Annotated in this window: 20 protein-coding genes; 8 read left to right on the top strand and 12 right to left on the bottom strand. The window is 70.5% G+C overall.

Annotated elements, in window-relative coordinates; genetic code table 11:
- The first annotated feature begins 8 nt into the window (after positions 1–8).
- Positions 9–1,055: a ParB/Srx family N-terminal domain-containing protein gene (locus tag D7X99_RS05940; protein WP_121776875.1), complete on the top strand. Its 1,047-nt coding sequence runs from the start codon at positions 9–11 to the stop codon at positions 1,053–1,055.
- 6 nt (positions 1,056–1,061) lie between these two features.
- Here the strand turns inward: D7X99_RS05940 and D7X99_RS05935 are convergent, their stop codons facing one another.
- The 4 genes from D7X99_RS05935 to D7X99_RS05920 all read right to left on the bottom strand — a co-directional run bounded on the left by D7X99_RS05935 (position 1,062) and on the right by D7X99_RS05920 (position 4,012).
- On the bottom strand, positions 1,062–2,039 hold the full coding sequence (locus D7X99_RS05935; RefSeq protein WP_121776874.1) for a hypothetical protein: 978 nt from the start codon (positions 2,037–2,039) through the stop codon (positions 1,062–1,064).
- 135 nt (positions 2,040–2,174) lie between these two features.
- Positions 2,175–2,627: an Rrf2 family transcriptional regulator gene (locus tag D7X99_RS05930; RefSeq protein WP_121776873.1), complete on the bottom strand. Its 453-nt coding sequence runs from the start codon at positions 2,625–2,627 to the stop codon at positions 2,175–2,177.
- Position 2,628: 1 nt separating this feature from the next.
- Positions 2,629–3,624, bottom strand: a complete 996-nt coding sequence (locus D7X99_RS05925) for a 2Fe-2S iron-sulfur cluster-binding protein (protein ID WP_121776872.1) — start codon at positions 3,622–3,624, stop codon at positions 2,629–2,631.
- 22 nt (positions 3,625–3,646) lie between these two features.
- Entirely contained in the window at positions 3,647–4,012 is a 366-nt protein-coding gene (locus D7X99_RS05920) for a group 1 truncated hemoglobin (protein ID WP_121776871.1), read from the bottom strand.
- A 185-nt stretch (positions 4,013–4,197) separates the two neighbouring features.
- Here D7X99_RS05920 and D7X99_RS05915 point away from each other — a divergent pair, with 185 nt between their 5' ends.
- The 4 genes from D7X99_RS05915 to D7X99_RS05900 all read left to right on the top strand — a co-directional run bounded on the left by D7X99_RS05915 (position 4,198) and on the right by D7X99_RS05900 (position 8,093).
- Positions 4,198–5,034, top strand: coding sequence for a hypothetical protein (locus D7X99_RS05915; protein WP_121776870.1), 837 nt, complete (start codon positions 4,198–4,200; stop codon positions 5,032–5,034).
- 134 nt (positions 5,035–5,168) lie between these two features.
- Entirely contained in the window at positions 5,169–5,438 is a 270-nt protein-coding gene (locus tag D7X99_RS05910; protein ID WP_120576996.1) for a GlsB/YeaQ/YmgE family stress response membrane protein, read from the top strand.
- 284 nt (positions 5,439–5,722) lie between these two features.
- Entirely contained in the window at positions 5,723–6,799 is a 1,077-nt protein-coding gene (locus D7X99_RS05905; protein ID WP_121776869.1) for a hypothetical protein, read from the top strand.
- Positions 6,800–6,824: 25 nt separating this feature from the next.
- Positions 6,825–8,093, top strand: a complete 1,269-nt coding sequence (locus D7X99_RS05900; protein ID WP_121776868.1) for a hypothetical protein — start codon at positions 6,825–6,827, stop codon at positions 8,091–8,093.
- Positions 8,094–8,143: 50 nt separating this feature from the next.
- Here the strand turns inward: D7X99_RS05900 and D7X99_RS05895 are convergent, their stop codons facing one another.
- The 4 genes from D7X99_RS05895 to D7X99_RS05880 all read right to left on the bottom strand — a co-directional run bounded on the left by D7X99_RS05895 (position 8,144) and on the right by D7X99_RS05880 (position 14,464).
- Entirely contained in the window at positions 8,144–9,076 is a 933-nt protein-coding gene (locus D7X99_RS05895; RefSeq protein WP_121776867.1) for a hypothetical protein, read from the bottom strand.
- A 55-nt stretch (positions 9,077–9,131) separates the two neighbouring features.
- The gene (locus D7X99_RS05890) at positions 9,132–10,475 is read right to left on the bottom strand and encodes a sigma 54-interacting transcriptional regulator (protein WP_233613131.1); all 1,344 of its coding nucleotides are present in this window, start codon (positions 10,473–10,475) and stop codon (positions 9,132–9,134) included.
- Positions 10,476–10,528: 53 nt separating this feature from the next.
- A complete protein-coding gene (locus D7X99_RS05885; protein WP_121776866.1) occupies positions 10,529–13,336 on the bottom strand; it encodes a protein kinase in 2,808 nt (935 codons plus the stop codon).
- Positions 13,337–13,687: 351 nt separating this feature from the next.
- Positions 13,688–14,464 (bottom strand): RNA ligase family protein, encoded by a 777-nt coding sequence (locus tag D7X99_RS05880; RefSeq protein ID WP_121776865.1) that lies wholly within the window; start codon positions 14,462–14,464, stop codon positions 13,688–13,690.
- A gap of 102 nt (positions 14,465–14,566) precedes the next feature.
- On the opposite strand from D7X99_RS05880, the gene D7X99_RS05875 reads away from it, so the two are divergent.
- Complete coding sequence (locus tag D7X99_RS05875; RefSeq protein WP_121776864.1) at positions 14,567–14,902, top strand: hypothetical protein; 336 nt, start codon at positions 14,567–14,569, stop codon at positions 14,900–14,902.
- A gap of 252 nt (positions 14,903–15,154) precedes the next feature.
- On the opposite strand, the gene D7X99_RS44220 is transcribed toward D7X99_RS05875, so the two are convergent.
- The 3 genes from D7X99_RS44220 to D7X99_RS05865 form a co-directional block, all read right to left on the bottom strand.
- A complete protein-coding gene (locus D7X99_RS44220; protein ID WP_255429225.1) occupies positions 15,155–15,289 on the bottom strand; it encodes a hypothetical protein in 135 nt (44 codons plus the stop codon).
- The gene (locus D7X99_RS05870) at positions 15,283–15,687 is read right to left on the bottom strand and encodes a hypothetical protein (protein ID WP_121776863.1); all 405 of its coding nucleotides are present in this window, start codon (positions 15,685–15,687) and stop codon (positions 15,283–15,285) included. Before D7X99_RS05870 ends, D7X99_RS44220 begins: the two co-directional genes overlap by 7 nt.
- Positions 15,688–16,218: 531 nt before the next feature.
- Complete coding sequence (locus tag D7X99_RS05865; protein WP_121776862.1) at positions 16,219–17,046, bottom strand: RimK family alpha-L-glutamate ligase; 828 nt, start codon at positions 17,044–17,046, stop codon at positions 16,219–16,221.
- A gap of 155 nt (positions 17,047–17,201) precedes the next feature.
- Between D7X99_RS05865 and D7X99_RS05860 the strand changes: the two genes are divergently transcribed.
- On the top strand, positions 17,202–19,505 hold the full coding sequence (locus tag D7X99_RS05860; protein WP_121776861.1) for a thioredoxin domain-containing protein: 2,304 nt from the start codon (positions 17,202–17,204) through the stop codon (positions 19,503–19,505).
- A 2-nt stretch (positions 19,506–19,507) separates the two neighbouring features.
- Positions 19,508–21,007: an FHA domain-containing protein gene (locus tag D7X99_RS05855; RefSeq protein WP_121776860.1), complete on the top strand. Its 1,500-nt coding sequence runs from the start codon at positions 19,508–19,510 to the stop codon at positions 21,005–21,007.
- A gap of 5 nt (positions 21,008–21,012) precedes the next feature.
- On the opposite strand, the gene D7X99_RS05850 is transcribed toward D7X99_RS05855, so the two are convergent.
- On the bottom strand, positions 21,013–22,362 hold the full coding sequence (locus tag D7X99_RS05850) for an MFS transporter (RefSeq protein WP_233613109.1): 1,350 nt from the start codon (positions 22,360–22,362) through the stop codon (positions 21,013–21,015).
- Positions 22,363–22,580 lie beyond the last annotated feature (218 nt).

Raw genomic sequence — 22,580 nt, 5'->3', positions numbered from 1 at the left:
GGCGCCCGATGCAGCCACGAATCGCCGTGACGGCGGATGACACGGATTGGCGGATGCCGGTGGGTGGGCCCGGGCTGCTGCTGACCGTTCCCTCCTGGGGACACTGGCGGCGGCGCCCCCTGCTCCATGTCGAAGCCACCCGGCCCTACCTGCTGCGCGTGATGCTGGGCGGGCAGCCGCTGCTCTGGATGCGCGTGGACGACTGGTGGGACGGGTGTGCGTGGCTGCGCGGCCCGGCGAAGCTCACAGGCGCGGTTCCTCCCATCACCGCGGAGGAGGCCCGGCGCGACCCGGATCCGGGCTCACCTGGATGGTGGGCCGCGTGGAGCCGGTGGTGGGTCCACCAGTTCGAAACGTCCGAGCCTTCGCTGCTCCACGCGGGCCGATGGTGTCTGCGGCCGCTCCAGATGGTTCCCGTCACGCAGGCACGGGGCTACTCCACGGTGCCGAGCATCGGACCGGGATTCTTTCCGGAGCCTCCGTGCGGGCTCGACGCGGCCTTGCGCTTCACGTCCTTCCGCGCGGAGGACTGGTCCTGGGCGGGGCCCGGCGTCCTCCCGGAGCGCAGCGGTGGAGTAATGCCGCTGCGCGCACCGTCACCGGAGGACGACGGCAGGGTGAAGGCATGGCGCAAACACGCTCGGGACGGGACGCTCCCGCCCGTCCTGCTGACCTACTTCGCCCTGGCCGAGCGCTGGCTGGTGGTCGATGGCCACGACCGGCTGCACGCGGCGCGGATGGAAGGCCGCGAACCGCCACTGCTGGGCCTCTGGTCCGTCACCGAGACGCCGGTGGAGGAAAACCTGTCCACGCTGTTCCGTCAGGACGGATCCATGAAGGCGGCCGGGCTGCGCCTGCGCGCGAGGCCCGGTGAAGTCGACGCGGTCAATCGCGTCCTCCTGCGCGACCACGAGCCGGTTCAACGACTCGCGGTCACGCGTGCGTTCCCCTTGCGTGGAGGCGCCGCGACCTGGAAGGCGGAGGTCACCGCCTGGCGGAAGGAGTCGGGCGTCACGGTCCCATCCGGCGACTGGGCGGCCTTCGTCGGCGAGTGACCGCCGTCAGAGCATGTCGAACATCAGGCCCAGCAGCTTGAACTCGACCTTGTAGAGCGCCTTCAGGAAGGTCCCCAGGACCGACGGCTCCACGTTCACCACGTCGACGGCGAGCAGGATCTTCTCCGGCAGGATGGTGAGGGCCATCCCCAACTGGACCATGGAGGGCGGGAGGATCTGCCAGTTGACGATGGCCTCGGAGACGACGATGGGCGTCATCGTGCTCGACTGTCCGGAGGCGGGACCGGCGCCCGCGAGCAGATACATCGACTGGCCATAGACATACACGCCCGTGGCGAACGCTCCCTGCCCCGCGGTCCCGTCCGGGTTCTGGGTGGTGACCCGGAAAGCCATCATCCCGGGCGAGCTCCCCCCGACCAGCCAGCTCCACAGCTGGCTGACCTGGTTGGGATTGGTGGGATCCGGCATGCCCTGCGTCGAACCGGGGCTCAGCTGCCGGTTGAGTCCCATGGGCTGCAGGCAGGCGTCCCCCGGCTTGACGATGGGGTTCTCCACACCGAAGGGAAGGACCAGGCTCCGGTTCAGTCCCGCCGGCAGGCCAATCATCAGGAGCACGTCGCCCGGATGCTCGGCGGGAATCGGCAGCGAGGAGACGGTGCCGCTGCCACTGGGGAAGGTGCTCGCGAAGTAGGACTGGGCGAACGTCGGCGTCATCAGCAGCGCGCAGTAGACGGTGGCGCTCTGCTGCACGGACAGCGAGAAGCTCCCATCGCTACCCACCGACGTCAGCCAGGACGTGTTGCCCACGATCTGCGTCTTCGACTCCAACGCGAACAGCGCCACCTGGTACTGCTGGGGATTCGCGATACCGATGACCTTGCCCGTCACCGTGCGGGCGCTCGACATGGAGCCCCAGACGCTGAACGGCAGGTTGTTGAAGAGGATGGTGGGCTCTTGAGTGCTGTACGGGGAGCCGTTGGCGATGCCGTTGATGTTCAGGATGGTCTGGACCGACTGGGACATGTGCGCTCCGGGGGGCTTGATTCAGGCGGGCCTGACAGAGCAAGCCCCATGCCCCCGCCGCGTCAGCGGTGCGTGCCCCCGGCGTGTGCCCAGGTTGCGTCCTGTCCGGACGTCGCCGCGTCCTTCCGGATGCGCCTACTCCGGTGGCGCGGCCGGCGTCAGCAGCAGGTCCGACAGGCCCGGCTTGGAGCGGCGCAGCAGGTCCTCCAGCGAGTACTTGTCCAACGTGGTGAGGAACGCGTCACGCGCCTCCGCCAGCACGCCCTTGAGGCCGCACGCTGGCGCGATGGGGCAGGTGTTGCGCTCCCGGTCGAAGCACTCCACCAGGTGGAAGTCCGGCTCGGCCGCGCGCACCACCTTGCCCAGCCGGATGGCTCCCGGGGCCTTCGCCAGCAGCACGCCGCCCGCCCGTCCGGGCTTCACCTCCACGTGTCCCTCCTGCGCCAGCGTCTGCACCACGCGCACCAGGTGGTGCTTGGAGATGCCGTAGGCGTCCGCCATCTCCTGCGTGGACGACGGCCGCCCGGGACGTGCCGCCAGGTACATGAGGACGCGCAGCGAATAGTCGGCGTGAAGGGTCAGGTGCAAGTCAGGCGGCTCCGGCGACGGGCCCCGCTCGCGGCACGCTCGGCAGGAAGGCATCCGCGTGGATGTCCTTCAGCGCGAACCCCGCGAGAAAGAGCTTCTTGCGCAGGGATAGCACCGCTTCGGGGTTGCCGCAGAGGAACGCTCGCCAGCCCACCGGCCGCTTCGGGAGGCAGGTGAGGACCTTCGCCTCCAGGGCCCCCTCCTCCACCGCCCCACCTCCTCCCGCCAGCACGACGGGCCGGTATTGAACGTTTGGATGGCGCGCCGCCAGGGCCCTCAGCGCGTCCACCAGGTACAGCCCGGCCGGCTCCCTTGCCCCGTGGAACAGGTGGATGGGGCCGGTGTGGCCCGACTCCAGCGCGTCCCTCAGGATTCCATACAGCGGCGCGAGCCCCGTGCCCGTCCCCGCCAGCAGCAGCGGCGCCTCCGGCTGTCCGGGCACGTAGAAGCAATCCCCAGCCGGCCCCTGCACGTCCACCCGGTCGCCATGCCGGACCTCGCGCGCGAACCAACCGCTCATGGCGCCCCCAGGCACGAGCCGCACGTGAAGCTCCAGCCGGCCCTCGCGAGGCAGGCTCGCCAGCGAGTAGCTGCGCGCGAGCCCGTCCGCGCGCACCACCGTGACGTACTGCCCCGCGCGATAGTCGAGTGGCGTCTCCACCTCCAGCCGCACCGCGAACACGTCTTCGCTGAACGACTCCAGCTCCACCACGCGCGCGGGGACGCGCAGCTCCGACGCCCCCGCCACCTCCAGCGCCGTGCCCTCCTGGGGCCGGCACGTGCACGCGAGGAAGTAACCTCGCGCCCGCAGCGTGTCCTTGAGCCCCACCTGCGCGGCCTCGGGCACCGCGCCCGAGGTCGCTCGCATCAGGCAGGACTGGCAGGCCCCTGCCCGGCACGCATGCGGTACGCGCACGCCCTGGCGCAGCAGTCCGTCCAGCACCGTCTCTCCGGGCTCCAACGGGTACCACTCGGATTCATGCCGCACCTTCGCCATGACGTGCCTCCTGACGGCTGCTTCAGCGGTTCAAGACGTCCGCACGCGCCCCTTCGGCGACGGCCATCACCTGGCCCACCAGGTCCGCGGGCACGCCCAGCTCCTCCAGCGTCTCCTTCAGGTGCCCGGCCACCGCGTCGAAGTGCGTCCCGTTCAGCCCGCGGTCCACCAGGTGCTTGTGCCCCGCGCGCATGTCCTTGCCCGAGTAGTTCGACGGCCCGCCGGTCACCATCGTCAGGAACGCCTTCTGCTTCGCGGCCTGGCGCTCCATGTCCACGTCCTCGAAGAAGTGGCTGATGCGCTCGTCGGCCAGCACCTTCCGGTAGAAGACGTCCACCGCCGCCGCCATCGCCGGCTCTCCGCCAATCTTCTCGTACACGCTCGTCATGACTTCGCTCCCTTTCCGGGCCCACGCCCCGTAAAGATGCATTCAGAATGCATCTTTAACCGGAACGCCGTCAATCACCCCGGCATCGGGCTAACTTCTGGCGCCTGTGTCATCGCCTCATGCTCACCGTCGTGTCTGTGTTCGTCCTGGCAGGCTGCGGAACGCCTGGCTGGCGAGTCAGGGCCGTGCCTCGCGAGGAAATCCAGCTGCCTCGCATCGAGCCGTCCGTGGTGTTGGAGTTGCCGCCGCGGGGCTCCGTGGTGCCGGCCACACTGGGGGACGGCACGCCGCTGTGGGGGGTGCACCGGGAGGACGGCACCGTCTCCGTCTTCTCCGCCCTCATCCCCCGGACGAGCGATGCGGCCTCCGTGAGGCTCACCTATTGGATCACCACAATGCGGCGCTTCATTGGCGCCTATGTCTGGGATGACCGTGGAACCGTGCTGGGCAACCAGGGTTGGGACGCGTGCACGGGTGAGTGTCCCTCCACCGACGACATGCCCGACTCGGCGCGCGACCTGGACGCGTTCCAGGTGGAGCGGCTCGAAGGCGAGCCCGCGCGCATCGGCGTGGGTGCGCCCATCGCCGGCGCATGGCGGCGGATGTCCCGAAGCCCCCTTCCCTCCTGGTCCCAGGAACCGCGCGAAGGCATCACGCCTCTGCTGTCCCTGGGGCAGGCGCTGGCGCTCCCCGAAGGCACCATCGTCAACGTCAGGGGCACCGCGGTGCTCGCCAGCGCGTCGCCGCCGCGCGTCTGCGAGCGATTGGATCCGTGGTCCTGCTGCGCCGAGAGCAATCCCCGGCTCTACGACGTGGATGGCATTCCCCTGCGGAGCGTGGGCCTGGAGGTCTACAGCCACGGCTTCGCGCTGCTGCGGCGCTACCGGGATGGCTTCGTCCAGTACGACGTGGGGGCGAAGCTCGACGCCCCGCATGCCGGAGGACACCTGGGCATCACGCCCCCTCAGGACATGGCCAGCTGGGACCCCGCCCAGCCGCCCCGCGTGCCCATCTGCAAGTAGGCGGGAGGCTTCAAGTCTGGATTCCACCCGGGCGCCGCCTGCCTGCCTGCCCTGCCGTCGCCCTTGGGGGAGGGGCGAGCGCGGCCGGGAATCATGCCCATGTTTCGCCCATCACCTCGATGGGAGGAAGAGACATGGCGCTGGAAGCAATCCTGTTGTGGGCGGTAATCGGCCTCATCGCTGGATGGCTCGCGTCCGCGGTGGTGGGCGGTGGCTACGGCCTGATTGGCGATATCGTCGTGGGCGTGGTGGGCGCGTTCCTGGGAGGTTTCATCCTCCGGGCGCTCGGCACGGGAGCCCCATTTGGCGGCATCGCGGGCACCATCTTCGTGGCGTTCATCGGAGCAGTGGTGCTGCTGCTGATACTGCGGCTCATCCATTCGAGCACGGCCCGAAGGGTCTGATCCGCACGGCCTGAATCCGCGGCGACTTCTCGCGCGGGGCGCATTGCGTCCCGCGCGAGTCGTGCTTTCGGGCCTGATGACGCCGGACACCAGGGGCCTGACGGCAGTCATCAGGGCGGGGGCCTTCCGCTCCCGTGGCAGCGTCCGTCCCCTGAGGAGTTCCAAGGGTTTACCTCGTTGAGAAGCGTGTGGGGCGCATGGCACGCGCCGTGCTCTAGCCCCCCACATCGCTGAACCGGACGGCTTCTCCCGGCCGCCCCATCCAATCTCCGAGGAACACCGCCATGGCGCTCTCCCCCCTGTCGAAGTCGTCCGTTGCCAGCTCCTCCTTCTCGCCCCGCACGTCCGCCACGGAGCTCTCCAGCCCGGTGGCGCGCCCCACGGCGGTGACGGCGGACGCGGTGCAGGCCAAGAGCGGCCCGGGTTCGCTCCAGGGGATGTTCCAGGCGGATGGCTTCGACGCGCCGTCGGGCGTGGGCAAGAAGGGCGCGCTCCAGGGCGGCAATCCCATGGAGCAGCTGGCCGAGATGGTCCAGATGCTGAAGCAGCTGGTGGAGATGCTCGGTGGAATGAACGGCGCCGGTGCGCAGCAGGGCGCCGGTGCGCAGCAGGGCGCCGCCGCTCCGGGTATCGAGGGCGCAGCTGGTGCGCAGCAGGGCGGCGTGCCGGACCTGGGTGGCGAGGGCGCGGGCTCCAGCGCGGCCCCTGCTCCTGCCGCGGCGCAGGCGGCCTCCGCGGCGCAGGGCGCTCCGGCCCCGGCGGCTCCCCAGAAGGACGCGGCCGTCGCCGGTCCCCAGTCCGTGGGCGACTCGAGCGCGGCGAAGGGCAAGAACACCGTCACCCTCAACAACGACGGCAACAAGCCCATGACGGTGAACTTCACCCCCAACGCGGGCGAGAAGGCCATCGACTCCGTCACGCTGAAGCCCGGTGAGAGCCGCACGGTGCAGTTCCCGGACAACTGGTCCGGCAACTTCCGCAGTGACAAGGGCGACGGCAAGAACGCGACGCTCGGTGAAGTGAAGTTCGACGGCGGGTTCGGGAACACCTACTACGACGTCAGCTACATCGAGGGCCACAACACCTCGATGACCATCCAGCCGGACGGCGGCGGTCGCCTGTCGGGCACGATGGACAACCTGCTCGCCTCCGCGCCTGACTCCGTGAAGGCCAAGGGAGCGGACGGCTCCGCGTACGGCATCAAGAAGAGCACCACGTCCAACGTGCAGGATCCGGAGGTGGTAGACTTCTTCCGCAAGCACGTTGGCGCGGATCAGGGCTACGTCATCCCCACGGACGACGCGAGCACGCTGGGCAGCAAGAACAGCAACCTGGTCGTCCACCTGAAGGACCTGGCCTGATTCCCCTCAACCGAGGCCCCCATCCATGAGCGTCCGCCTTCCGTCTGGTCTTCCCCGCCCGGGCCTGCCCCTGCAGAGCCCCGCGCAGGAGAAGGAGGAGAAGGCGCAGTCCGGTGAAGGCAAGTCATCGGGCAAGGCCTCCGCGAAGGGCGGCACCGGAAAGGGAGGCGTCGCCGTCAAGGGAGGCTCCGCGAAGGGAGCCTCCGCCAAGGGGGGCCTGGAGCAATCCGGCCCCCAGGACGGCATGGACTTCGGCCGCTCCGGCGAGCCGGAGCGCAATGAAGGCGGCGGCGCCAGGGCGCCGCAGCCACAGGCCGGGATGTCGTCCGGCACGTCGCAGGGCGCCGCGAGCCTGGGCACCCTGGAGCAGCCCCCTGCCCTCGCGGCCCAGACGCCCCAGACGGCCCCGGCGCTCCCCCAGCCTCCACCGATGGCGCCGCAGGTGCCCGTGGAGCCCCAGCTCGCGCGCCGGTCCGGCGCTTCGGAGTCCCCCCGCGAGCGCACCGCCACGGACGAACAGTCGTCCGAGGCCGCGAAGCAGGCGCTGGAGGGCCGCGCGAAGCTGCGCATCGCCGTCCTCAACCGGCTCCACCGCGGCCTCACGGAGGTGGAGGGGAAGATGGCCGCCTTCCTCGCCAACCCCGGCCGCCAGGGCGTCGTCACCCTGCCGGTGGTCCTGAGCGCGAGCTCCATCACCGGCGAGTGGTGGAGGTCCGCGAACGCGGTCCCCGAGGACCGGGCCTACCTGGCCCAGGTGCTGGGCGAGCCCGGCTCGGTGGACGACGCCACGCTGCTGGGCCGGCTGCGCGAGGAGGTGGGCCTGGCCTACGTGGAGTTCCCGCGCATTCCGCAGGGCGTGGAGGCCCGGAAGCTGTACGACGCCGTCCTCCAGAAGTACGAGGCCGCCCGCATCCAGCCCATCATCGCGGGCCACGACTCCGGCTTCGCGGTGGAGGAGTGCGCAAGGCTGGGGATGCCCTGCGACAAGGACTTCACCCGCTCCCTGCTCTTGTCGCCGTGGATGCTGGCCACCAGCCAGAGCCCGGAAGAGGGCAACGCGACGCAGGTGATGGTGGCGGGACTCACGCTGCCCCAGCTGGGCGCGCTGGTGGGCCACCTGCGCCAGCTCAACCCGCTGCTCAGCAATCCCCAGCTGCGCGCGCTGCTGCTGCGCGCCTCCACGGACAAGCGGCTCGCGCTGCGCAAGGTGATGGGCCTGCAGGAGGTGGAGCAGGTCCAGGAGCTGGCGCGCCAGTTGCTGCGGCTCCAGGCCGTGCAGCACCTCACCGTCTGAAGCCCACGCGGCGGATGGATGCGAGTCCATCCGCCGTCAGTCTTCAGGAACTATGAAGACTCGCGGCCGAAGTTGCCCATGGCGCGGGAGCCAGTACCGTCCGTGTTGCCCAGCGCGACGGCCTTCTCGCCGCCCTCCTGCGCGGCCTGGGCCTCGGACATGCCCTGGGCGCTTTCGACGATCATCTGGCCGCCGCCCTGGTGCTTGTTCCAGCTGATGTCCACGGAGTCCGCGAGCCGCTGGGCGTCCACCGGAATCTTGGAGCCCGTGCTGGGGTCCTTGAGCAGGTAGCGGCCCTGGTCGTCCTTGCCCTCCACGGAGACCCAGTGCGCGCGGCCCGTCTCGCCCGGCTTCGTGGTGGGGTCCACCAGGCTGGAGTCCACCATCACCGCGCCCTTGGCGCCGCGAGCGAGTGCGTCATCCAGGGCCTTGGTGTCGAGCTTGGACGACGTCTGCGTCACCTTCGTGCCCTGGTTCGCCAGCATGTTGGACAGCTCATGCGGCGACGTGCCCTGGCCCTGCGTGAAGCGCGACTCCAGCGCGGACATCTTGTCCTTGTCCGACGCGGGCTGCGTCTTGCTGGTGCCAATCTCCTTGCCCAGCATCACCGCCACCGCGGCGCCGCAGTCGTTCTGGTTGGTCTGCTTGACCACCTCGGGGTCCGTCGCCGCCGTGTCCCAGCCGCCAATCTCCGGGGCCTGGGGCGCGTTCGCGAGCGTCCCCTGGACGCCCACGTCCTGCGCGGAAGCGCCCGACACCGACTGGAAGCGGTTCGCCCACGCCTGGTTGAGCGCCTGCACCGCCGCGAAGGCGTCCGTGGCCTGCTCCGTCTGCACGGGGGTGGGCGCGCCCTCCACCTGCGAGACGACCTTCTCCTCCGGCAACCCGACCTGCTGCGCGGTCTGCTGCGGGACGGCGGTCGGCTTCACCTCCGCCAGTTGCTGGAAGGTACGGAGGAGATTGGAGGAAAGATTCACGCTCACGGTCGTGCTCCGAGGGGGGAGGGGGATGCCATCCTACCTGCTATGCCGCCCCGTGTTAAGGCTCCCCGGACGGATCCAACCCGTGCTTGCGCAGGAGTTTCCGGAGATAGACACGGTCGATATCAGCTTCGCGAGAAGCCCTGGAAATGTTGCCTTCGCAGCGCTCGATGAGGTTCTTCAGGTAGTCACGTTCGAACACTTCGATGAGGTGTTCTTTCGCTTCCTTGAAGGGCAGGTCCAGATCCGGACCCTTGCGGCCGTCCGCGCCCTGGGGCGTCTCCAGGTCCGGAAGGGCCTCCTCGCCCAGGTTGACGACCTGTTCCACCACGTTGCGCAGCTCGCGCACGTTGCCGGGCCAGGGGTACTGCATCAGCAGCGCGCGCGTCTGATCCGACAGCGCGCCCGGCTGCCGGCCCATCAGCTTGAGCATGTGGTCGATGAGCAGCGGGATGTCCTCCGGGCGCTCGCGCAGCGCGGGCAGCGTCACGCGCAGCACGGCGAGCCGGTGGAAGAGGTCGCGGCGGAACTTCCCCTGCTGGACGGCCTGCTCCAGGTTCACGTGCGAGGCGGCCACCACGCGCACGTTCACCGTGAAGTAGTCGTTGCCGCCCACGCGCTTCACCTGCCGGCGCTCCAGCACGCGCAGCAGGCGCGGCTGCAGGTCCAGGGGCAGCTCGCCAATCTCGTCCAGGAAGACGGTGCCGTTCTGCGCGCGCTCGAAGGCGCCGGCGCGGTCGGCCTGGGCGCCGGTGAAGGAGCCCTTCACGTGGCCGAAGAGCTCGGACTCGATGAGCGTGGAGGGCACGCCCGCCAGGTCCACGATGACGAAGGGGCCCTTGGCGCGCGGGCTCAGCTGGTGGATGGCCTCCGCGCACAGGTCCTTGCCGGTGCCCGTCTCGCCGTGGATGAGCACGTCCGCGCCGCCGGGCGCCAGGCGCTCCAGCACGGTGAAGGCCTCGCGCATCTTGCGGCTTGTGCCCACGAGCGCGCCGAAGCGGTCCCGCGAGGACAGGGGCAGCGAGCGCTCGCGCGTGTCCTCCGGCACCAGCTTCAATTCGGTGGTGCCCAGGGTGATGACGCTGCCGGGGCGCAGCTCCATGGCGGTGAAGCGCAGGCCCTCCACGAACGAGCCGTTGTGCGAACCCAGGTCCGTGGCGACGACGTGCTCGGCGTGCACCTCCAGCTTCAGGTGCTGGCGGGAGACGGCCTTGTCCGTGAGGACGATGTCACACGTGGGGGCCTTGCCCACCGTGTACGTCCCCTGTTTGAGCGGGTGCGCCTTGCCGGCCTCCGCGCCGGAAAGCACCCGCAGCACCATCCGCACCTGTCCCGCCCGGCCCCGCTGCAGGGTGGCCGTGGCATCCAGGAGCTCCTCGTCCTCGTCCGGGGGCAGCGACACGGCGCGGGACGGTAGCACGCCCCGCCACGGTCGCCAGCAGCCGTGCGTGACGTCTACTTGCGCCGGCCCCGAGCCGGCTTGCGGACAGGCGGGCGCGGGGACTCCTTGGGCAGGGTCTCCAGCCACGAGTCCACCTCGCCCACGCGCTCGTCCATCCCGGACTCGCTGAAGCGCTCGCGGGCGCGGGTGGCCTCTCCCCGGGCCTCTGGTGACTGGCCCGTCTGGTACAGCGCCCGCGCCAACGCGAAGCCGGACTCCGCCAGCGCATCCGGGGGCGCGGACGCGAAGGACACCGCCAGTTGGAGCGGCGCCACGGAGTCGCGCGCCCGGCCCAGGCCCAGCAGCGCCTGGCCCACGCCGTCGTAGGACGGCTGGAGGCCCTCGTCGCCCTCGGGCAGTTGCTCGCGCTTGAGGGCCACGGCCTGCTCGTAGGTCTTCAGCGCGTCGTCGTAGCGCTTCATCCCCAGCTGGCACATGCCCAGTTCGTCCAGCGCCTCCGCCACCTGGGCGCTCTTCTCTCCGTGGAGGGTCTTGTAGAGGTCCACCACCGCCTGGGCGTGCGGCAGGGCGCGCTCGGGCTGGCCGGCGTCTCGTAGGGCCAGGGACAACAGGCCATGCCGGCGGGCCACGTCCGGGTGCACCGGGCCCACGGCCGCCTCGGTCTTCGCGAGCGACGCCTCCAGAAGAGGCACCGCCCCCTTCGCGTCGCCCGTGCCCAGCACCAGCCGGCCCAGGAGGAAGAGCGCCCGCGCGCGCTTGGGGTGCTCGGGGGGCAGCGCCTTGTCGTAGAGGGCGCTCGCCTCCGTCAGGCGCTTGCGGGCCTCCTCCATGTGGCCCTGGGACATGGCGAGGTTGGCCTGGTTCACCTTCACGTCGGCCTCCAGCACGGGCTCGCCGCCCAGGCGCTGGAGGGTGGCCTCCGCCAGCTCGCCCCAGTTCGCCGCCGGGTCGAAGTGCTTCTGGCCGTCCTCCACGTAGAGGAGCTTGTTGAGGATGGCGACCTTCAGCCGGTCCGCCCTGCCCGCCTCCGCGTCGAACACGGCGCGCGACAGCAGGCGGGACGCTTCCGGCGACTGGCCCGTCTGCTCCTGGAGCCAGCCCAGGTGGAAGCGCATCTCCGCCTTCAGCGGCAGGTAGCCCGTCTTCTCCACCGGCGCCTCCAGCGCCTTCACCGCCGTGAGCGCCGCCGGGTAGCGGCCCGCGTCCACCTGCGCGCGCACCTCCGACAGCTGGTCCTCCAGCGCTTCAATGGTGCCGCGCAGGGCGGGGTCGGAGGGGCGGCGCTGCTGCTCGGCCAGCGACTCCACGTCCTCGCACTCGTGCAGCGCGGGCAGCGCGTGCGCCATGTCCACGGACTTCTCCACCATGGCGGCGTCCGCGCTCGCGAGCAGGTCCACCGTGGCGCGCAGGTCCTTGCGGCGGCGCTCCAGGCACACCACCTGCCGGTCCAGTTGCTCCTCCGGCTTCACACCGCTCACGCGCGCGTCCTCGCACGCCTGGACGCGCTGGTGCTTCCACGCGTCCGCGTACTTCCCCAGCACCTGCACGGCGCGGACGGCCATGCCTTCCGCGAAGGGCTTCCCGGTGGCGCGGAAGGCGGACTCCAGCTTCGCCTTCGCGTCCGGCGTCCACACGCTGTCCATCAGCGCGCCCGCGTCCACGCACACCTGGGACTGCTGCCACGCCACGCCGCCCGCCACCGCGAGCGCTGTGGTCATGGCGCCGGCCGCTCCCAGCCAGCGCTTGCGCTGCCCGTGGCGCTGCTCCTGGGAGAGCGCGTCCAGCAGGGCCTGCATGGAGGAGAAGCGCGCGTCCACGTCCAGCGCCAGCCCGCGCAGCACCGCCTGCCGCACCCAACCGGGCACCTTCGCGTCGCGCGGGGGCTCGCGGATGAGCACGGGCGGCGGCATGACGGGGACCGCCTTCGCGGGCGCGGCGTTCAGCGACTGCGTGCCGCCCAGCGACTGCGTGCCGGTGGCCTCCATCTCCACCTCCACGCTCCGGCTGGCGGACGCGTAGGCCTTGATGCTGCCCGGGTCGAAGGGGCGCGTGCCGTAGAGCGCGCCGTAGAGCGCCGCGCAGAAGCTGAACTGGTCCGTGCGCGCGTCCAGCTGCGTGCCCCGGAACTGCTCCGGGGACATGTAGTTGGGCGTGCCCACCAGCAGGCCCGCTTCGGTGAGCGTGGTGTCCAGCATGCGCCGGTCCGACGACTCCAGGACCTGCGCCTCCTCCGGTGAGGACGCTGCCTCCGGCCCGTCGCCCACCTGCCGCGCCAGCCCGAAGTCCGTCACGTAGACGCGGCCCGCATGGCTCACCAGCACGTTGGCGGGCTTGAAGTCGCGGTGCACCAGCCCCGCCGCGTGCGCGGCCTGAAGTCCCCTGCCCGCCTGGAGGTAGCGCTCCAGCACCTCGCGCCAGGACGGCTTCGCCTCCTTCAGCCACGAGCCCAGCGTGCCGCCCTCCACCAGCTCCATGGCGACGAAGACCTGGTCGCCCCACATGCCCACGTCGAAGACGGGGATGACGTTGGGATGGGAGACGCGCGCCATGGCCTGCGCTTCACGCAAGAGCCGGGACCGCGCCTCCTCGTTGTCCTGGTTGGCGTTCGGGTGCAGCAGCTTCAGGGCAATCTTGCGGTCCAGGTCCGGGTCATAGGCGGCGTACACCACGCCCATGCCGCCCTGCCCCAGCTTGCGCAGCAGCAGATAGCGGCCCACCTGGGGAACGGGCGGGACGTCCTCCGCGCGGCGCGGACGGGGACCCGTTCCGTATCCCGAGCCCCGGCCCGTCCCCACGCCCGAGCGCGCGGAGTCCACTGAGCCGGTGCCTGTATTTCGCCTTCCGGTGTCTCTCTTCGTCATGGGCCGTGACCTGATTCGCGAGTCTACCGCCGGCCCTCGCCCGCTCCGAACATCCTTCCGCGACGCGTCAGCCCCGCCCGCCTGCCTGGTGACGGCCGTCATCAGCGACAGGACCGCAGTCACCAGGGGCCGCCATCCGCGTGGGACACAAACCCCTGGAATCAGGGAGGGCTCGGCAGGCCGGAGGCTGGCACGCCAGACGCAATGGGTACGGACATCGCGGGAAACTTCGGGGTGCGGTTGGACCTCATCCGCAACAGGCCACACGAATATCGCCGAGCCGCATCGCAACTGAATGCGTGGCTCGGATGGAGGCGGCGGTGAACGGAGACACCGCCGCCTTCTTGCTTTTCAGCGCTTCGTACGCAGCGTGCGCTCGTAGTCCTCGTAACGCAGCTTCGCGATGGTGCGCCGGTCGCGGGTGCGGACGACGATGCCCTCAGGGTGCTGCCCTCCCCCTGCATCCAACGCGCATCGGGTCGCGGGCGCGTGCGAGCGCAGCCAGGCGAACGCGCCCTCCAGGTCCTTCGGCATCGCGGCGCCGTCCTGTTCGAGGATGCGCGGCGTGGTCTCCAGTCCGTGCTCGCGGGTGAAGGCCATGAGCGCGTCCTCGGTCACGAAGGGCTGGCCTCCGGATTCGCGCCAGCCGGAGAGCTGCTCCGCGGACCAGGTGAGGGGCGTCTCGTAGTCGGTGAGGCGCACCACGTCGAAGACGCGGTAGCCCACGCGCTTCTCGCCCGTGTACTGCTTGCTGTGGGCGGTGACGTTGCCGCCGTACACCTCGCCGAAGACGACGGTGATGCCGCCCGCGTCGAGCCGCTTCTCACGCAGGGCGTCCGCCACCGGGCGCAGGTGCTCCACGATGCCCAGGGCCGGGTTCCCGATGAGGTCACCGCTCGCGTAGAGCAGCTCCTCGCGGCTGCCGAGCAGGTACGTGCCGTCCGGCAGGAACACGATGCGCGCGTTGGTGCCGTCCACCTTCTCCGTGCCGACCACGGGCCCGTCGAACGCGATGGCGGGTTCGGCCAGCCGGCCCTTGTCGCCCAGCGTGTGGTACGTCGGAATGGACGGGTACTTCGTCAGCGAGTTGAGCGTGCGCAGGTTGGCGGTGCGGACGGAGAAGGTCATGGCGCGGCCTCGGGGTGTGCGGGGCGACGGTAGCAAAAGGCCCCGTCAGGCTCGCGGGACGCCGCCGTCCGCCGGGGCCTGACACACGGGAGGTTCGGACGCATGGGCATGTACGGAGAGGTCCTGGGCATCGGCCCGTTCCGCCGCGAGCTGGTGCCGTTCCTCCAGCAGCCGGCGGCGTGGCATCGGAACACCCGCGACGGGGCCATCATCGTCGTCTCCGTGTTCCTGGCGCCGGAGGGCAGCTCGCGCAGCCGGGAGCTGGCTGGATGCATGGGAGCGGAGGCGTGGGACTTCAACACCCACGCGCTGGACCCATGGCGTGTGGACGTGGAGGCGGTGCGGCGGTTCCTGTACCCCGGCGAGGAGCACCGGCTGGAGTGCTTCCTGCGTCTGCGCGACGCGGGCTTCGAGTTCTTCTTCCAACCCAACGGCTAGCCCCATGTCCCCTTCTTTTTCGCTCTCCGCGAAGGACGCGGAGACGGTGCTGGACACCTTCGACCGGGAGGGCCTGCTCGAAGCCCTGATGCTCGTGCGCGGGTGCCTGGACGTGGACCTCTTCGACATCGGCAACGCCGTGGAACCGCTGCTCCGGAACACGGGCCGTCTCGCCTCGCTTCCGGAGGTGGAGGTGGAGGCGCAGGTGGTTGCCACGGGAGTCTTCCGCCGCGAGCTGGTGGACCCCATGGACTACGGCGCCGAGCGGTACACCGACACGCGTGAAGGCACGCGGATCATCGTGTCGTTCTTCGTCGGCGGGATGGGGGCCTTCCATGCGGAGGTCCTCGCCCGCTGCATGGGCGCGGAGGCGTGGGACTTCAACACGCACGCCCTCCTCCCCGAGCGCATGCGCGTCCAGGACCTGGCCCACCTCTGGATGGATGACGGCCTGCTGACGCGGTTCCGCGCGCCAGGTCCGCGAGCAGGAACTTGTTCGGCTGCGCTTCGTCCCACACCGCGTAGATGCGGTGGACGTCCATCTTCCGCTCCGCCAGCCGCTCCAGCGCGTCCAGCGCCGCCGCGTGGTCCTCCGTGCCGCGCTTGCCCGCGAACGCACCGAAGAGGACGCCCGACGCGGGCTCGAACGTGACCGCCGCTTCCGCCTCCGCCAGCCGGAAGTCCTCCGGAGACTCCGCCGGGCCGCAGCCGGTGAGGCCGAGCGCGACGGCGAGCCCGCCTCCAAGCCAGGAGGACATCCACTGCGGGACGGAGAGCCGGCGCATGAGGGGGCTCCGGGGGGAAGGAGGAACTCCCAGGGTGCCAGCCTGCCCCAACGGCTGTCGACGCCCCCGCCGAAGGAAGTCGCCAGGAAGCGCGTTGCCCCCTCCTCCACGGAAGTACAGCGCAGACAACCATCGAGGTCTGACATGGGCACGGAAGCCCCGTCCGCGACGGCTACCGGGAGGTGCCCGCTCCGGCCCCGAGCGGTCAAAACCTGTCCGACTGTCGGACAGGTTCATGGCTTCGGGCTGCAAGCGCCGCGAACCTGTCGGACAGTCGGACGAGTTCGCGGCCTCGGGCCGCATGCGCCGCGAACCTGTCCGACTGTCGGACAAGTTTCCAGCCAGCGCGCCCGACGGGCGGCCTCCGCCTGTGGCTTCATCCTTGCTTCCGCGCAGGCGTGACTTCGCGCCCCACTGCCCCCAGGTGCCCGCTCCAGCACACCGCGGCGGTGTCGTTGCGCTCCGCGAGGCGGGCGTCCTGGCCGTGAACTTCGGACCGAAGGATGGCTTGCCGATTGTCTAGCGCTCCTCTCAGCGCTGGAGCATCCGGACGCGCAGGCACTCCGCGACGTCCTCCCGCAGCTCCTCCGGGAAGCCGGACAGGCCCGGCGTGTCGTTGCACTCCAGAAGTGTGTAGGCGCCGTCCTTCGCCTGGAGGAAGTCCAGGCCCAGCACGTCCGCGCCCAGATGCCGCATGGCCCGGCGCGTGTGCTCAGCGAGCTCCGGCGGCGGGTCGATGATCTGGTACTTGCGCGTGTCGACGTTGGCCTTCCAGCCCGCGCCCGCCCGCGTCATCGCCCACATGCGCTCGCCCACCGCGAGGCAGCGGACGTCGCGCTCGTAGTCGATGAAGGGCTCGACGACCGCGTAGTCGTCCGCGGCGAAGAGGAGGTCCGCGATCTCCGGCCACGCTCCAGCGTCGCGCACCAGCGCCTTGCCCAGCCCCGCGTGGTGATTGCCGACCTTGACGACGAACGGCACGGGCCGCTCCAGCCGGCGGAGCATGTCGTCGCCGAGCGCGGCGTCGAACGGGATGACCGGCAGCCCCGCCTCACGCATCTCCGCCAGCATCGACAACCGGTCGTGACAGCGCGCCAGCACGGACGCCGGATTGGAGCAGGGCACGCCGCTCAGGCGGATGAGCTCCAGCGTCGCGCGGTGCCTGGGGTCCGGGCGGATGGCGCCCACCCGCCAGAGCACGCCGTCCAGCCGTGTCGCGGACTCGCGGTTGACGCACCAGAGGTCGCCACCTCGCAGGACCCAGGAACACTCCTGAAGCCTGCGGAAGACGACCTCGTATTCCGGGAAGTAACGCTGCCAGTACTGTTCACCGTTGATGACCACGAGGGTGGGCCGCATCCGGCCATCGTTCCACGTCCTTCCCCTGGCTGCTCTCGGACGCACCCTCCGTCCCTGTCCGGCCGGGACGGAAGCCGGACTCCCCGTGACGCGCCGGTTGACGCGAGCCCCCGGCGCCCCTCTTATCTGCCTCTCCCCTTGAGCAGGAGTTCCCGTTGGCAGGCGTCCCGGTCGAATTGACCCCGGAGGATTTCGAAGCAGTCACCCAGAAGCCCGGCATGTGCGTCGTGGATTTCTGGGCGCAGTGGTGTGAACCCTGCCATGCGTTCGCCCCGGTCTTCTCCGAGGCCGCCACGCGGTTCCCGGACATCACCTTCGCCCGGCTCGACGCGGAGGCCCACGAGGCCGTGGCCGAACCGCTGGGCATCGACGCGTACCCCACCATCGTCGCGTTCAAGGACGGGCTGGAGGTCCGCCGCGTCTCCGAGGCGCTGTCCCCCGAGGCGCTGGACCGGCTGCTGGTCGCGCTGCGCGCCGTGGACGTCACCGAGGTGGAGCGCCGCAAGGCGAACCGCGAGCGGACCGAGGCGGGCGAGCTCCCCACCGGCGTCCCCGAGGGCGCCACCTGGGACGACGGCGACGAGGAGTGGTCCTTCGGCCCGAAGGACGCCAAGGGCCGGCCGCACGGCACGTGGCGGTACTGGCGCGCCGACGGCACCCTCTGCAACGAATGCATCATGGAGCAGGGCGGGCCGCACGGCCCCTTCAGGCGCTTCCACGAGGACGGCTCGGTGTCCCAGGAGGGCGCCTTCGAGCGGGGCCAGCTCCACGGCCCACGCACCTGGATTGCCTCCGACGGCTTCACCTCCGAGCGCATGCACGAGGGCGGCGTGAGCGAGCGCGTGCGCAAGACGGTGATGCACTACGACCGTGGCACCGTGCGGCACGTGGAGCACTTCAACGGCGATGGCCAGCGCGTGGTGCCCTCCACCGGCGAGCCGTACCCCACCCGCCCGGCCCACCTGCCCGAGGACGCGGAGCTGCGCGAGGACCTCAACCAGTGGGCCAAGGTGACGCTCAACGCGGACCGCGAGCGCCACGGCCCCACCCGCTTCTGGGACGCGCAGGGCCAGCTGCTCTGGGAGGCCGAGTTCGACAACGGACGGCGGCACGGGCGCTACTGGTCGCGCGCGGAGGACATCTACGCGGACTTCCGCGTCCACTTCGAGGAGGGCCGGGCGGAGGGCGACTTCGCGTGCGGCGAGTGGTCCCTGATGGACGCGCAGCGGGCGGTGGTGCTCAAGCGCGACCTGGGCCTGGCCATGGATGAGCAGACGCTGGCGCGCTCGCCGGTGTTCTCCAATCTCCCCCGGAGCGCGGAAGGTTGGCGCGAGCTGGCGAAGGAGGCCCGCGCGGACCGGCGCTACCGCGAGGCCCTGCTGGCCACGGCGCGTGCGTGCGCCACGTCGCTGGATGTCCAGCCGCTGAAGCAAGGCCTGGAGGAGCTGACGCTGCCGCGCACACAGGACTCGGCTCGACAGGTCGCGGACAGCGTGGTGGGGGATGCTGGACAGGCGTGGGCCCCCATGGTGGACGCGCTCATGCGCGGCGGTGAGGCGGCCACGCTGCTGCGGGGCTACGCGGTGCTGCTGGACCAGACGGACCGGCCTCGCGCGGCGCTGGACTTCCTGCACGCGGCGATGCTGCTCGCGCCGGAGCGCAAGGCGTACCTGTTCACGCGCGGCCTCATCCTGTTGAACCTGGGCGTGGCGGATCAGGTGCAGAAGGACGCGGAGGGACTCGCGGAAGCGGAGCCGGACACCGCCCGGTTCCTGGCCACGTACGCGCGGGCGTTGTTCCCCCGGTTCGACTTCTGGGCGGGACAGGAGCCTCCGAGCTGCTCCTACGACGGCCTGCCGGAGAAGCCCGAGCAGTCCCTGGAGGCCATCCAGCAGCTGGTGCGCAAGTACGCCACGCGGCTTCAGGCGATTCGCGGCGCGCTGCTCCAGCGGTACAAGCCCGGCGCGGCGGTGTCCTGGCTGCCGCCGGACCTGTCGGGCCTGCTGGGCGAGGGGCCCGTGGAGCTGAAGCAGGAAGAGATGGAGTTGGGCGAGGACGAGCAGGTGGAGATCGACGAGACGCTCAACCTGGAGATGGGGTTCGCGGACCTGACGCTGATGCTGCGCGGGGACTGGAGCGCGCTGTCGTGGCTGCTGTGGTCGTGCGGTGAGACAACGTTCAAGATGCCCACGCGCATCGCGCCGCCAGCGGGTTACGGACAGGCCGCGGGACAGGCCTCGCAGCGACTGTGGCAGAGCCGGGACCGCAAGTTCCGCGGCAACTCCAGCGCGACGAAGCCCGGCCAGGGATTCCTCTTCGAAGGCGTGGCGCTGGGCGACCTGCACCCGAACCTGGTGTCCATCGCGGAGCGGCAGTACGCGGAGACGCAGGCGATGTTCTATTGGCTCAATGACCCGGACAATGTCTCTCCGTGGCAGAGCAATCTGAGGGGCAGCTAGGCATGAATCGGATTCGTGAAACCATCGAGATCGCGGAGCCCCTGTGGCGGGCGCTGGAGCAGATGAGCCACGACCTGGGCGTGGACCGGAATGCCCTGGTCGCGCAGGCGCTGTTCATGCTCGCGAGACAGAACGGGTACGTGGCGCCCACGCCCGTGGCGCTCGGGGAGACGGACGCGGGTGAGCCCGTGCGGGCTCCGGCGGCCCGTGCCCCTGAGCCCGTGGTGCGTGTGGCGGAGCGCCCCGTCGCTGTTGCTGTCCCCGCGGCTGTCGCTGTCCCCGCGGCTGCCGTCGTCCCAGCGGCTGTTGCTGTCCCCGCGGCTGCCGTCGTCCCCGCGAAGGAGACCGTGGCCGCCGCTCCTGCCGCGGCAGCGGTGTCCGAACCCGTGAAGGCACAGTCCTCCGTGGACGAGGCCGCTCACGCGCGGGCGCGCATGCAGGAGGTTCTCGCGGCGGTGGATGCGGTCTCGCAGCCCCGAGACGTGCCGGTGGCGTCCGACGACGAGGAGGAGGCGGACGAGGAGGAAGAATCCGACTCCGATGAGGACTCGGACGACGACGAGTCCGACGACGAAGCGGCTGACGAATCCTCGGACGACGAGGAGTCCGACGACGAAGCGGCCGACGAATCCTCGGACGACGAGGAGTCTGACGACGAATCCTCGGACGATGAGGAGTCCGAGGAAGAGGACTTGGACGACAAGGAGTCTGACGACGACGCGGCTGACGAGGCTTCGGACGACGGGAGCGCATCCGATGCGGCGGCCTCCGCGGGCGCTGACGACGAGGACGAGTCGCAGTCCTCCGAGGAGGACGACGCATCCGCGGCCGACATCGCAGCGGCGATCGGCTCCGAGGAACGCCCTGGCGCCGACGAGGACGACGACTCCGAGCCCGAAGAGGCCAAGACGGGAGAGGAGGCCACGGGCTCCGAGGAAGACGACGCGGACGATGAGGCCGCCGCACAAGCAGCCGCCTCAGACGAAGACGCCGAGCAGGCCGACGCGCCCGCCGAGGACGAAGAGCAGGACTCGGGCTCGAACGAATCCGAGGAGCAGGACCTGCCCTTCGTGGCGCCTCCGGCCGCGAAGGCCCCCGCCGCCCGCAGGCAGGGCCGAGTGCTCCGTCCCTCCGAGACCGAGGACGACGCGCCCCCGGACGCAAACCGAGGCCGCAAGCCCGCCCCCGCCGCACGGGCCACCGCGCGCATGGACCTGTTCGTGCGGCTGAGCCCGGACGGTCCCTCCACACGGGTGGACGTGGAGCGCTTCACGCTGGGACGCGGCCCGCAGTGCAGCCTCGTCGTGAAGTCCGGCAGGGTCTCCCGCGAGCACGCCATCGTCGTGCGCGATGGCGCTGACTACTTCATCGAGGACCTGGGCTCATCCAACGGGACCTGGATCAACCACCAGCGCATCAAGCGCCAGAAGATCGCGGACGGGGACACCTTCAACCTGGGGACCGAAGCCGTGTACTTCTCCCTCCAGCCTGCCGAGGACTGACGCGCTCAGGCCTTCCGCGAAGGATTGCGAATGCCCAGGGCGGAGGTGACTCCGCCCAGCACCAGCAGCACGGCGGAGACGAGCATCGCCCGGTGGAAGCCCGCGACGTCCAGTCGCGGGCCCACGATGAGCCCCGTGAACGCGATGGCGATGAGCCCCGCGACCCGGGAGATGGCGTTGTTGATGGCCGAGCCGATGCCCGCCTGCTCCTTGCGGATGGACCCGAGCACCGCCGCCGTCAACGGCGCCACCGTCGTCGTCAGCCCCAGCCCGAACACCAGCACGCCCGGCAGCATCTGCGTCCAGAAGTCCAGTGGCGTGCCAACGCGAAGCATGAGCAGGAACCCGGCGCCCGCGACACACGGCCCCACCGCCATGAACAGGCGCGGCCCGAACCGGCCCGCAAGCCCGCCGAACGTGGATGACAACAGCAACATGATGACCGTCGTCGGCATCAGCGCCAGCCCCGCCACCGTCGCGCGGAAGCCTCCCACCTCCTGGAGGAACAGCGTGATGACGAACATGCCCAGTGACAGCGCCCCATAGATGGACGTCGTGGCCAGGTTGCCCACCCAGAAGTTCCGTTCCCGGAACAGCCCCAGGGGCATCATCGGGTGCGGCGACCGCCGCTCCTGCACCAGGAACGCAATGAACGCCGGCACGCCCACGCCCAGCGACGCCAGCACCGTGGGATGCGTCCAGCCTACCGTCCCATGCTCAATCAGCGCATAGACGGGACCGCCCAATCCCACGCACGCCAGCACGGCCCCCAGCACGTCGATGCGCGCGCCTTCCGGGCGGGTGGGCTCCTCCATGCGCGCGAGCAGCGCCAGCGTCAGCCCGATGGGCAGCACGTTGATGGCGAAGATCCAACGCCAGCCCACCGTGTCCACCAGCAGCCCGCCGACCAGCGGTCCCGCGATGAACGCCCCGCCCGTCCAGCCGGTCCACGCACCAATGGCCTTCGCCTGTTCGGGGCCAGAGAAGAAGGACAGGATGAGCGCCAGCGAGCCCGGCACCAGGAGCGCGCCGGTGGCTCCCTGCAGCGCACGCGCGAGGACGAGCACCGCGCCCGTCGGAGCCACCGCGCACAGGAGCGACGTGGCCCCGAAGCCCAACAGCCCCAGCCGCAGGATGCGCTTGCGCCCGAACACGTCCGACAGCGACCCGGCCACCAACATCAGCGAGCCCAGCGTGATGAGGTAGGCATCCACCACCCACTGCTGGAGCTTGAGCCCACCGCCCAGGTCGCGCACCATCGCGGGCAGCGCGACGTTGATGATCGCCCCGTCCAGGAACGTGACGAGCGAGGCGAGCACGGCGATTCCCAGGACCAGCCGCTGTGGAGGCGTCAAGGTATCCGCCGACTCCCCAAGGTGTGCCGCACCCGCGCGCCCGGGGAGGTCGGGACGCTCAAGGCCTTGTAGCGAGCCTCCTGCCGCGCTGTCTGCCCCGGACGACTCGGACTTCAAGCTCATCAACACTGCCGTCCCTGGCGTCCAGGGGCGCCAGAAGTTGCGCCTCCGTGGGCTCACACCCCAGGTCGCCTTGACTTATAAATTACGACGATAAT

The sequence above is a fragment of the Corallococcus sp. AB032C genome (assembly GCF_003668935.1).
GTDB classification, from domain to species: Bacteria; Myxococcota; Myxococcia; order Myxococcales; family Myxococcaceae; genus Corallococcus; species Corallococcus exiguus.
The sequence above is the reverse complement of the archived record's forward strand: the minus strand, read 5'-3'. Positions and strand labels throughout refer to the sequence as shown.